At 37.8% G+C, this 12,242-nt stretch carries 14 protein-coding genes; all 14 read right to left on the bottom strand.

All coding sequences use genetic code 11. From position 1 onward, the window contains the following. Positions 1–8: 8 nt before the first annotated feature. Positions 9–386: a hypothetical protein gene (locus DLK05_RS05510; protein WP_127343011.1), complete on the bottom strand. Its 378-nt coding sequence runs from the start codon at positions 384–386 to the stop codon at positions 9–11. 225 nt (positions 387–611) lie between these two features. Further along, positions 612–1,280 (bottom strand): DUF3945 domain-containing protein, encoded by a 669-nt coding sequence (locus DLK05_RS05515; protein WP_127343012.1) that lies wholly within the window; start codon positions 1,278–1,280, stop codon positions 612–614. A gap of 31 nt (positions 1,281–1,311) precedes the next feature. Then, positions 1,312–3,243 carry a YWFCY domain-containing protein gene (locus tag DLK05_RS05520; protein ID WP_127343013.1) on the bottom strand — a complete coding sequence of 644 codons (1,932 nt, stop codon included), beginning with the start codon at positions 3,241–3,243 and terminating at the stop codon, positions 1,312–1,314. A gap of 25 nt (positions 3,244–3,268) precedes the next feature. Beyond that, positions 3,269–4,069 carry a DUF4138 domain-containing protein gene (locus DLK05_RS05525; RefSeq protein ID WP_127343014.1) on the bottom strand — a complete coding sequence of 267 codons (801 nt, stop codon included), beginning with the start codon at positions 4,067–4,069 and terminating at the stop codon, positions 3,269–3,271. 2 nt (positions 4,070–4,071) lie between these two features. Beyond that, positions 4,072–5,265 carry a conjugative transposon protein TraM gene (gene traM / locus DLK05_RS05530; RefSeq protein WP_127343015.1) on the bottom strand — a complete coding sequence of 398 codons (1,194 nt, stop codon included), beginning with the start codon at positions 5,263–5,265 and terminating at the stop codon, positions 4,072–4,074. Beyond that, positions 5,240–5,566, bottom strand: a complete 327-nt coding sequence (locus DLK05_RS05535; protein WP_127343016.1) for a hypothetical protein — start codon at positions 5,564–5,566, stop codon at positions 5,240–5,242. Before DLK05_RS05535 ends, traM begins: the two co-directional genes overlap by 26 nt. A 16-nt stretch (positions 5,567–5,582) precedes the next feature. Beyond that, entirely contained in the window at positions 5,583–6,209 is a 627-nt protein-coding gene (traK, locus tag DLK05_RS05540; RefSeq protein ID WP_127343017.1) for a conjugative transposon protein TraK, read from the bottom strand. Positions 6,210–6,221: 12 nt separating this feature from the next. Then, positions 6,222–7,175, bottom strand: a complete 954-nt coding sequence (locus DLK05_RS05545; RefSeq protein ID WP_127343018.1) for a TraJ family protein — start codon at positions 7,173–7,175, stop codon at positions 6,222–6,224. Positions 7,176–7,184: 9 nt separating this feature from the next. After that, positions 7,185–7,904, bottom strand: a complete 720-nt coding sequence (locus tag DLK05_RS05550) for a hypothetical protein (RefSeq protein WP_127343019.1) — start codon at positions 7,902–7,904, stop codon at positions 7,185–7,187. An 11-nt stretch (positions 7,905–7,915) separates the two neighbouring features. After that, the gene (locus DLK05_RS05555) at positions 7,916–8,566 is read right to left on the bottom strand and encodes a hypothetical protein (protein WP_127343020.1); all 651 of its coding nucleotides are present in this window, start codon (positions 8,564–8,566) and stop codon (positions 7,916–7,918) included. Positions 8,567–8,578: 12 nt separating this feature from the next. After that, positions 8,579–10,999, bottom strand: coding sequence for a TraG family conjugative transposon ATPase (locus DLK05_RS05560; protein WP_209319730.1), 2,421 nt, complete (start codon positions 10,997–10,999; stop codon positions 8,579–8,581). 103 nt (positions 11,000–11,102) lie between these two features. Beyond that, the gene (locus tag DLK05_RS17995) at positions 11,103–11,504 is read right to left on the bottom strand and encodes a DUF4133 domain-containing protein (RefSeq protein ID WP_127343022.1); all 402 of its coding nucleotides are present in this window, start codon (positions 11,502–11,504) and stop codon (positions 11,103–11,105) included. Then, positions 11,399–11,713 (bottom strand): DUF4134 domain-containing protein, encoded by a 315-nt coding sequence (locus DLK05_RS05570; RefSeq protein ID WP_127343023.1) that lies wholly within the window; start codon positions 11,711–11,713, stop codon positions 11,399–11,401. The genes DLK05_RS17995 and DLK05_RS05570 overlap by 106 nt, the downstream gene beginning before the upstream one ends. A gap of 21 nt (positions 11,714–11,734) precedes the next feature. Next, entirely contained in the window at positions 11,735–12,094 is a 360-nt protein-coding gene (locus DLK05_RS05575; protein WP_127343024.1) for a hypothetical protein, read from the bottom strand. Positions 12,095–12,242 lie beyond the last annotated feature (148 nt).

The following is a 12,242-nucleotide window of genomic DNA, read 5'->3' on the forward strand; positions in this document are numbered from 1 at the left end:
TTTTATCTTTACTCTATCATATCCATATAATTCTGCAAAACAGAGAAACAGTTTCGAAGCTCTTGCAATACCTTCGAAAACATTTCTCGATCTGAAGGGGTGAGTTGGTAGATATGTTGGGCATTAATATTCCTAGAAACCTGGTTGAGATTCACACCAATTTTATTGAGCTCATAGTCCAGTTTTTTGGTAATCATCACAAACTCTTTACTCACCTCTATTTTCCGGATCTCCCTTTTCTTAATTAGCTTAGCTCTGCAAAAATCACTAAGGATTCTATAGCCTTCCTTCTGAGATTGTTTCAATAGCAATCTCTTTTCCAATTCCGTCAAACGAATCCGAACCCCTTCACCCAATTTATCCTGATCTGCTGTTTTGGGTCTCATATCTTTTCATTTATTAGCCTTCGCAGAATCAAGCTTTTCATCTGAGATGAAAAGTCCCTGCTGGAAGGCACAAGCGTTTTTGTGGAACAAAAACACATCTTGCATGCCCCTCTTTAAAGTTTGTTCTAGTAGCAAGCTTAAATTTCCATCTTTAAATAATAGGGAAAACCATACAAATAATAGTAAAGCCTTCCCCAAGATTAAATCAAGCATAATTCTACTATTCTATCCTACTTTCTGTTTTGTTGCTTTCGTTTTTTCCGCCTTCTGCTCTTTTTCTTTTTCCTTTTTAAAACCAGAAAAATTGATGTTTCTATTAGCGGCGTCTACTTGAAGGGTTGCCGTAAACTTCTTGCCATCTTTGCCTGTCATTCCTTTTACAACAATTTTCTTACCTGCCGCCAGTTTCTGCCTTTGTTCATCCGAAAGACCTGCTCCTTTTATTTTTTCAGGAACTCTGATGTGCTTTATCCGCAGAGGAATGAGTTCATTGGTCTTGGAATCTATGGACAAATAATAATTATCTTTCTTTCCATCTCTTCCTTTTAATTCTAGAGTTTTGCCAAGGTTCCTATTTTCCAGCAAGGCCGATTTTTCCTCTTTGGTAAACTTGTGCTGCATATACTCCTCCGGGATATGGAGTCGTTGGATGGGATGCACTTTAATGTTCACACTGCCATCCTCTAATTTTTGAAGGCGAATTTTCGTAGGAATCCGAAAGTTTTCATCATTAATTTTAGCATTGACTGTGTAGAGCTTCATTGATCGAAAACCATTTAAAAAGTCTTTCAATTCCTGACTTTCCATACGGTCCACAAAATCTCTTTTAATCCCGACCTTCTCCAATTTTTCAAAGGGGATTTCATCTTTACTAATGCGTGTTGTTTGTTCCATCTTTTTAGTTTTTTAATGCTTATTACTATTCTTATTTGGTGTTGATCTTACATTCTATTAAGATCTTTTGAATGTCGTTGTAGATTCTGTTTCTATTGTTTTCCAAGACTTTCTCTTTGTCATCAAACTCATAAATCTTAGGTATTGATTTGTATTTCTTTTCTTCTCTATTAATGGCTTCAGTATCTATTCGGATTAAACTGTTAAAATTCTTTTGCTGAATCTGCTCACCATAATTATCTGCTATCTGCCCGACCATATATCCTTGAGGGAGTGTGGCAATCTTACCTTCAGGTACCAGAAAATCCATTTGGGTAGAAAATGAGGTAGATTGAGAGTTACTATTTATATTTATGGATTGCCGCTCCTGAAGGATTTTCCCCATCCGATTTTGTATAAATCGGGCGGTCTCTCCCACGGATTGACCTGCGAATATGTTTCCAATATTTGTCAGTATGGCATTAGCCTGCTCCTTGCCGTAATCTCTAATCAGCTGAGCTATGGTTTGAATCCCCAGTAAGGTCGATATCAGATTGCTTCTAGCTGTTGCAATCAAGGTATCCAAACCTCTAAAATAGATGGTTGCTAACTCATCAAAAATCAAAGAAGATTTGTGTTGTCCCTTACGATTAATCACCTTAAGCATTCTAGTAATATACAAAGACAGGACAGCTCCATACATTTCAATTCGAAGTGGGTTATTTGCCAAACAGAGTACTTTAGGATAATTTGGGTTATTAATATCCAGTGAAAAATCATTTCCTGAACAAATCCAATAGATCTCCTTGCTGATGATCTTGGAAATGGCAATCTTCAAACTTCCCAACTGTCCTTCCAATTGCTCACTGGCTCCCCTTTGATGTGCATTGATAAAAGGGTTAATAATATTAACCACATCCTTTTCTTGGGAAAGTACCTCAAAGAGATCATCGTAGTCCAGCTGTAGAAGCTCAATGGCATGTGGTAAACTGCAATACTCGCCATCCTTATAGCGTTTTAAAAACCAGATGACTGCTGCAAAAAAGGAAACTGCAGATTCTGAAAAGAATTCGCCTTGTTTTCGAATCCATTCCCTGTTTAAATTATACAATACCGTCCTAGAGGATTCAAAGGCATCTATGGGACTTTCTAAAAACTCAGGAGCCAATGGATTGCAACGATAGGATCTAGTGATGTCATCAAAATTAATGATGTAAAAAGCAGCACTCGATGGTAACTTCCTTCTCTTTTTTGCTTTGAGAAAATGATTATAAGTGACTATTGAAAGGTCCGGAAACTTAAAATCATAGACACACATGCAAAAGCCTTTTCTAAGATGCTGTTTAATAAAAGGGAGTACTACGGAAAAGGATTTTCCTGAGCCTGGTGTGCCAATCACCATACTTCCCCGAAAGGGATTGACCACATTGATCCAAGCGTCATGTTCCTTATTTTGAAGCAGATATTTGCTTTTAAGGTTCACTGAGTACTCGTTTTCTTTTAATTCCTCTTCCTGAGCAAAGCTTTCATTTTCATGATTGAAGCGATCTTTCATCAGGTTCACATTGATCAGCTTGGAAATATTGTCAAAAGCAATATTGAGGACGATAAATCCCCAAAAAGAGAAAAGCAAATAAAGACCTGCCTGCCAATCTTTAAGAAGCAGGCTTCCCCAATACAAGAACAGGCCTAAAAAGAGTTGATACAAGAGTGTTGAAATCTTTAAATCCCTATCCTTTTTAGCTTTTGTACCTATACAGGTTATTATCAAAAAACTCATACAAATCACCTTGGCATAAATCGGATGAATTAAGAGATCCAAATTTTGTAGTTTATCTATTAAGCCATCTAATTCCTGCATATAAAAACCCAAGGACTTAAAAAACTGAAGCTGGTTCAGGTATAAGGAAACCAGTAACAAGAGGTAAGAGAAGAATCGAAACCCCTCATGCATCCTCACCAGTTCTCTTGATTCCCCATTCATCTGTACTCCTCCTCTTTGTTGTTTTTTATAAACTTTTGGCTCTTAGAATGTGTTTGTTTTTAAGCTCTATAGAAAGCTTTCTTCCGGTATTGCCCAATGCTTTTTCAAGCAGTTCAATTCGTAGGATTCTTTTATCTGTAATGGTAAATTTTGGTAAGACGAAGATCTCCCTTGCCTTACTTTGGGCTGGTATGCGTTTTAATTCATCGTATTGAAATTTGGGATGAATCTGATATTCTTGTGTATTGGTCGCTTTTAGTCTTTTTTGATCATCTATCCACCACTTAAAACCCTCCACATCATAAGCCATATTGGTTGTATTCTCAATCTCCAATTCAAAAAACAAAGCGTCATCAAAAAGGTAAATATTTTGAAGACTTAACAGAATGCCATCTTTTTGGGATTTTCTTTTTCGAATGTGTTTTTTCTTTTGAGAGAGAATGTATCTGCAAGTTTTCTTTAAGGTCTCTTGGGTCATCAAACTGCCTTGATAAAGATCTGCCTTCATGGCTTTAAAGCTGTTCAGTTGGAAGGAAGTCTCTTTCGATTCTCCATATATTAAGCTAATGGAGTAAAGTTTTCCACCAGTTACCAGAGCTATGGAAGATTCTCCTTCATATGCTTTTACCGCTTTGATTCTTGCCATATTGGGATGTTCCGATACGACTTCGGCCAAAACCAGATCAGGATTGCCAACTTGCAGATAAGTAATCTTCTTTTTTGAGATCAGGTGAATGACCTTATTTTCATTGATTGAAATCTTATTTTGTCCGATTAAACTAATGGATATAAAAAGACAAAACAGACTGGTAAATAGATATTTCATGGCTACTGGTTTTGATTGATTAAATAGACTAGGGTATTCTTTTTGATTGTGATCTTTTTTAGTCTCACTCGTTTGATGAAAGCCTGAGCCGTTCGATCAGCTGTATTGATCCCAATACTGCTTAAAGGATCACTCCCCCGACTCAAAAGAGATGAAGTATTGGTACGACTACCGATCTCCTTACTCACTCTTCTTGCAACATTATCTGGAATGTAAAGACCTGGTAAACCATCCAAATCATGAATCTGCAAATCGACAGGAAGAAAATGTTCTTCCAAAGGAAATCTAGTCACCTGTATGTTTAACCTTTCATTGTTAATCTCACAGATTCCATAGAAGAAGGTATTTTTCCCTGCTCGTCTTCCTTCTATCCAGGCATCATCCAGCAATCGCATTTTGATTCGATTCCCATCCAGAACTGTAGTGGTCTCATAGACCTCTGCTTTTATCAAAGAAATAGATGCTTTATTCTTATCAAATCCCGTACTTGACTTCTTTTCAAGCGAAACTATTTGCTCTTTTTTCTGATTCGATATTTTAAGGTTTGCCTGAGCCTCTTGAAGGAAATATTTCAAGGAATCATTCTCCCTGTTTAAACTAATATTTTTATCAAAAACCTGTTCCAACTCTTCCAGTCCAGTCTGTTGATCTGCAATTCTCTTTATCAAGTTTTCTTCTGGACTTGACTGATTGACTGTTGCTTTAAATTGTGTCTTGCTTTGGCTTTGTGCCTTAAGATTCTTTGTAACTAAAACTGGCTTAAAATCCTTATCCTCATTCAGATCTGTCCGTACCAATTCTTCCTTTTGCTTGATATGAGCCAATAAGCTATTGGACACATCTGCTTTTGTTTGATACTTAAGCAAAACTTTTAAACTATCGGCCTGCAGATCTATTAGATCCAACTGACTAGCCTCAGATGACTCCTTGTTTACTGATAGCGTGTTTTGAGCATTTATATCGGCTGACAAATTCTGACTTTGATAGGCTTCCATTTTCTCAAAGATTTCAATGCTCTTTTCAGCTTCCGGAAGCAAGTAATTGGCTCCTTCCTGATTTGCATGAGTCCTTATTGGGGACTTGTTATTTCCAGCTTTCTCTCCTCCACCTAGTATGTAAAAAATCAAAACGATAAAAGGGAGTAAAACCAAGGGTAGAATCAATAGGGCTCTATTCTTTTTCAGATATGTTTTCATGAATGTTTCGTTTTAGATGTAATTCAAATGAATCAACTGGCATTTCAAATGTGGGAGTGATTGTTTTATTATCTAAGTTTTCTGGCTTATTAGGAACATCCAGATTGTTACTGGAAAGCTCAGTCATGGGATCCCAAAGAAAAGAGGCAGCAAACAGCACAAACAATGCGCTTAGGATGAGCATCCATTTTCTTTTGCGAACAGCAGGCTTAAGCGATTTATCAATGCTATCTGCTCGACTAATCCAATGTCCTAACTTTCGTTTGAATGATCTTTCTTTATTTTCATCTTTCTTATTCATCACATTTCCTCCCTTTTTAAAACACCTTCCTTTTGATACTCTCTAGATCCTTATTATCCACGATGCGCCAGTTTTCCATCAAAAATCCATGTGGGTTATTGTCCGTTCTGGAGATATTCCTCAATGTTCCTGATGTACTCAAACTTCGAATCGTAATATTAGATTTCCTGACAATCTTCTGTTTGCCATAAAAATGAAAACGGTAGGGATAAGCCGAAAAATCCAATCGGATGGAATCCGTATGAAGCGTCATGCTAATATCAGAAGCAATAACTTGATTGTACAGGTTATTCTCTTTATAGGTCTGGTATTGCTTCATGGCTGAACGATCCGCCAAATGAAGGGCTTCCCTTATATTATTTTCGATATAAGCTTTGTCAGGTTCCATAGTAAAGAACAGTTCATGAAAGCGCTTGACATGATCTCTGGCTTCTGCATTCCTGTTCTCGGATATGTCTTCACGAAGTGCTACCAAAAGAGATTTTCCATTGTCTAGGACATAGATTTTTTGTTGGGAACGCTCGACCAAGTTTGCTGATAGGGTAAACACATAAATGCTGACTCCAATCAATAATAGGGCTGTGATAAAAAGCACATAAACCGTGAATCGGAATTTTCTTTGGATATCGAATATTTTTTTCATGCCTTTTGCTTTTTATGATTTCATCATTCCTTTTGTAACAGCCATGGTAGCAGCAGTCCTCAGCATTCTTCCTCCTCCGGAATTTGTACCTGAAGCCTGAACAATCCAAGATGCAATCTTTGGTACCATGCTCAATCCAACAATACCACAGATGGGAACCACCAGATTGGTCACATAGAATAGTTGGGGTTGGTAGATCAGCATGCTATTAATTACTGTAATTTCCCACTCCAGCACATAAATGAGTACTTCTTGAACCAAAGCCAGAATTAAAAGAGCAATGGGCAGATAGAGGTTCACATTGATGAACCTTGCGATCCATTGCAAGTAATTGTCCTGAAATCCATCAAATATGGATAGGGCAAAAACAAGGGGGCCAAAGATGACCAGTAAAACACAGAAAATGGTTCGAAGAAAGGCAATCAGGTAAACAATGGCTTCAAAAACAGACTCCAGAACCTGACGTATCGTATTCATGATGTAAAAACTGATCTGATTCTGAATGGCTCTTCCTGTTACGATATTATAGGTTGTCAGTAGCAGGTTAATGCCCTTATCCCAAAGTGCTGCCTCCTTTTCTTCATTCTCATAAAAAATGGGCAAATCCACGGCAAGAATGGCGTTTTGTTTCTCTTCCAATCGTTGAGCTACGATATGCTTTTTATCGGCATATATGGCTTCTGAAAGGGATGAAAGTCCTTTGGTTGGAACCATTAGAAGGTTCACAAAGACACCCCAAAAACTTAATACCAAGACAAAGGCAAAAGGACGAAGCAAGGGCAATAAAGAGATTGGGTTATCGACAATGAGCTCTTCATAAATTCGTTTGGAGATGTAAAAGAAGGCGGCAATTCCTCCGATGGCTCTCGCCATATCCACCAGTAGACGGGCTTGATTAATACCCGATTCCACCAGACTGTCTGTAAAGGCAAAAAAGTCATTTGTTGTTAATATCTGTAGTATCATGGCGATCGTTTATTGGCTTAAAAAAGCATAATGATTCGTATTGTATTTCCCATAGGAATTAAAGAATTTCATTTTATTAAGGGTATAATCCACCTCTCCTGAAAGCTGAATCAGTGATCTTTGCATTTCTGTAAAAGCTTTGAATTTCGCTCCATGATCTGCTTCCAATAGATTGATCATCAAAAATTGCTGTAAAAGCTCATTAACTTCTGTCTTAAGGAGTTTCTTGACCCTTCTACCATACTCGATATGATCCAAATTATCCATGTTCTTATAGAGAACCAGAAAAGTCGCTGTTAAACCATAGATATCTTCCAGTTGGTCTCTGCGACTATCAAACAGTTTTTGATCAATTTGCTTTTGAAATTCACTGATCACTTTGATCATTCCTGTTTCTTTATACCTTCCCTTGAATTGTGACTTCTCAATGAGCCTGGAAAAAATGCGAAGCAAACCTGTTTTTGTCTTTCCAGTAATTTCTCTGGAATCTGTCGAGGGCACCGACTTGACTTTTAAATAGTAATGAGTGAATGGTGTTTTAACAAACAAATGTGGTACAGGTGGCAACCAGCCTTTAAATGAAATAAAAGCCTGTGGGTATGAATTTTTCATTCTTGGATATCTTCCCTTCCACTTTTTGATTGCTACGGCTTGTGCATTTGCCATGCCTCCCGATAGTACCAGGAGAAACATCAGGCACAGGATACTTATCAATTTGAATCTTTTCATGATAGGATGAATTATTTGTATAATGAATAATACATGGCAAAGCCTTCCAGATTCTTGCTCTCATAGCTTCTCAGATAAGAAGCATAGAGCAATTTATTATAGAGGTAACAGATCGTTCCATAATGGCGTCTGACACTCAGGTAAACTTCATTGATGGTATCGTAACGCTGCTTGTCATCCATCATCAGAAGATTATCTTTTAAGATGGTTTTAAGGATGGTATTAACCAACTGTCTGCTGTCATCTAGAATCAAGTCAAAAGATTGTACAATCACCACAGCTTGCTGATTGGTGAAATTATCATCCTGAATGAGTCGTGGTAATTTTTCGGTGTAAATATCCATCACCTTTCCCAGCATGTTTCGGGTTTCCTGTACTCTTTTGTAATCTTTGATCAAACCAGATACTTTCTCCAGGCTTTCCAGCAGTTGCTGATCTATGCCAAGCATCTCTCCTGTTAAACCTTTGATGTCTCCATTCAAGGCCTTGATCAGTACATTATACCAATTTATTTTAGCCAGTATTCCTTTTTCCTGCTTCCAAAGGGCTTCTCTTTGGATGCCTGCTCCCACATCCGTAACAGGCGTTTGAGCTATTCCTTTGATCGATCCGCTCATTATAATCATGAAAAGTAAAACGATACCTATGACTGTTGTTTTCATATTAATGTGTTTTTAATGTGATTCCATTTGTGATAAAATTTCTATTAGTGAATGATCTCCTGAAAGTTTATTCAGGATCATCTCCTTTTCCTTCTGTTCAGTCGTGTAGCAGAAATACTCACTTCGACTCACCTCAAGGGCAAACACTCTGGAATAGGATCCCAGTGCAATGAATACTTCCTTGAGTTTTCTGTCACCTGGTAGGTTCTTGTTGATGGACAGTATCTGCTCCTTTTGAAAATCTGTGAGGCCTAAAAATTGGCTGATCTGATCAAATTTGTTTTTGAACTTACTCATGTCCAGAAGAATTCTGGTATCTGCATTGTTGATGATAGCATCCCTAATAATGGGAGAAGAAATAATGTCATCGACCTCCTGGGTCACCACCATGGCTTCTCCAAAGAACTTCCGAATGGTCTTAAAAAAGTATTTAAGATATGCGGCCATTTGAGGCGTTGCTATGGCTTTCCAGGCTTCTTCTATGCAGATCACCTTTCGAACGCCTTTCAGCCTTCTCATCTTTTGAAGAAAGATATCCATGATGATCAGTGTTGCCACGGGAAAGATCACAGGATGATCCTTGATATTATCCAATTCAAAAACGAGAAAGGGACAGGCAAAAAACTCATCGGTTTGCATGGGCTTGTTCAGCAAATAATCATACTCGCCTCCTTCAAAGTATTTGCTTAGGATGAAGAAATATTCATTGGAGTTAAATTCAAGAGATTGTCTATTCACCAAATCTGGGATGTATTCCTTACAAAATCGGTAGTAGCCATTAAAGGAACGTTCCAATCCTTTAGTATTTAAAAAGTCTGTCACCGAGTGGGCGATCACATCCTTTTCCATATCCGAAAGTCCTTCTTTGTAAATGGTATAGATGACTGAAAGAATGGTTTGCTTTCTTTCTACATTGAGTTCTCCATCAATAACAAAGGGATTAAAGGAGATGGGATGTTCAGTCGTAAATTCCACCATCATGGCGCCTCCTTGATCCTTCAAGCTTTCATTCAGGTAACGTGTTAGTATTTCATAGCTACGTCCCACATCCAAAAGAACCACATGGCAGTTTCCGCTCTCAGCATATTGCCTTAATAGGTGATTGGTAAAAAAAGATTTTCCTGAACCTGATCCTCCAATAATGAGCTTGTTTCTGTTGTGAATCAAATGCTTTTCCATGGGCTCATCGGAAAGATCAATTTGCACGGGGCAGCCTTCTTGACGATTTGAAAGCTGAATGGTAAAATCGGAATCGGAGTTCCGAATCTCTCCTTCAAAGTTGGTAAAACAACAGGCTTGAGGCACCTGTGTAATGAACAGTTCCGTTTCAGGTAACTGCGTAGAAAATGGGACACAGGAAAAAAACAGGAGTGGTAAATCAAAGGTATGTTGATAAGGGAAACAATTCATCAATGAAAAGGCTGAAGAGCATTCACTCTTGTTTTGTTTTAATGTCTTGATGGATTCATCCATCAGCATGACATTAAAATGAGTTTTCACAATCTTCTCTCCACTGCTTTGAACCTTGTCAAGGAACTTTTCGATTAAGCCTGCGTTGATCTTGTTTTCGGATGAAAAACGAGAAAGGCTATAGATCTTTTTATAATCACTTTCCAACATGGCTTTTACCTCCTGTTGTCCTGGCATATAAATAAACTGGTTGCTGATATGTGAAAATGGCAGGTGATAAGTGATCGGATAAACAAAGGAACATGGTAGTCCTGTCCCAGGATGTCCTCCAATCGGCTTGACATTGGATGGCACATGGGAATAATCACTCAAACTCATAATTTCCACAAAGCTATCCATTACTCTGAGTCTGTCCCTAAAGTCAATGCCTCCCAGTAGTGGGCTTTCTTTTTTAAAATTAAGTGTTAGATAAGATTCTATTAAGCCTGTAGATTTCTGAGTTCCAACAGCCTCTTCTCTACTAATGAGGTCACAGTCAATACCAGATTGGTTAAAAATAGTCATCAGGTTGGCTTGCAACTCTTGAGCCTTTTCATGTCTTTGCAATTCCAAGTCTCTCACCTGTCTGGAAAAGATCAAGGAAGAGCTTAGGTAGTCTTTCAAAAGTCCCTTATTGAGCAAACTGATATAGATATAGCATTCATGCTTCAAAAATTCCCTTCCCTGAAAATATTTTCCGTAGGCTTCATTCAGCTGGGATCTGCTTTGGCTTAATTTTGATCCTTCATTTGTAAAGTGATCCACGAAAAAGAAATCCTGCTTGTGTAGTAAGGTGTTCTCTGGCAAAATGTTGACAACACGCTCAAAACTATCGTGCAAAGCGTAAAGCTTTTCCTCACTACAGGATAATAATTCAGGTAAGTTTAATTTCAAGCCAAAGCTCAGGTCCAAGTTATTGGAGATTAAAAAATCGCCTTTGAATCCAAGTATGGACAATGTTTTATCTATGGATTTTACATTCATGTGTTTAAAATTTATTTTCATTTGCCACATTGAACTCTCTATGAATTTTAATCATTCTTCTGTGAGTATTTTAGAATGTTAAAATTCAAGTTCGTTTCATGGCTTAACTTTGACAAATTCTCTTTTTAACAGAAATAAATTGAGGTAGTTTCCCTGCATGTCTTTTTTTACTCCATCCCTTGTGACCATATTTCTTTTGATTGCCGTTAAGTCGATAGAGAAGTGTAAAAAAGCAGGGACAGCAAATTACCAGGGCATAAAAGACACCAGCCAATATGTAGAGCAAAACAAACAGGATAAATGTCCCGATAATACTATAGAGTGCTAAGTACACTAGCTTTCCCGAGAAGCCCTTAACGTAGAGACTGGTGTCTATTTTTTGAATCAAATAATTTTTCATCAGGAGAAAAAAGCTCTGATCACAACGCCCACAAGGATTAGAAACAAACAGGCTCCAAACCATCCCATAATGGCTTTCTGAGTATCCTGATCGCCACTTTGCCATTTGATATACACCCGAACGCCACCAATGAGTCCTACCACAGCACCTATGGCAATAATCATATTAGATACGGGGTCCACATAGGAATTAATTTCGCTTGTGGCTTGATCAATTCCTGCAGCATTTTGTGCCATCAAAAGAGAAATGGAACAATAAAGACCAAGCAAAAATGAAGTCAGTCTTTGTAAATTCTTTCGAATATCTTTTTTCATAGAAATAGTTTTAAGGGGTTATTATTCATATTGAACCTGACTCAAAATGGAAAAAGCTGAAGCATCATGTTCTCCCAGAAAATAATCCAGCTGATAGCCTTCATCCATTCCTGTTTCTTCATAGAAGGATGATACCAAGGCGATATTATCGTCTGAAACTGAACTGATCATCTGTGAGGGAAAATCTCTTTCAGAAACTTTCAATAGTGAAAGCTCACTTCCTGAAAAATCAGAATCAGCATCATCCTCAAAAAGAATTTGCTTTTGACGGGCATTAGCTTTCCACCAAGCCGTAAAAAGAAGGGACAGGTACCAAAAGACAAGTAGTGAAGTAAGCAGCTTGAGAAATGCTGCCCAGGCAATTTGTTCTAATCCAAACATGAGCTATCATTTTTTGTTTGACTTTTCTTTTAATCGAATGTGATAATTTCTGATTCAATAGGACAAAGCTCAGGAATTGAATTGGGGGAATTTCACAAGTTGGGAAGGGCTTGGGTGTTTTTTATTGATCAGCTAAAAACACGAAAAA

Origin of the sequence: Ancylomarina longa (assembly GCF_003996985.1) — a bacterium.
Lineage (GTDB): Bacteria > Bacteroidota > Bacteroidia > Bacteroidales > Marinifilaceae > Ancylomarina_A > Ancylomarina_A longa.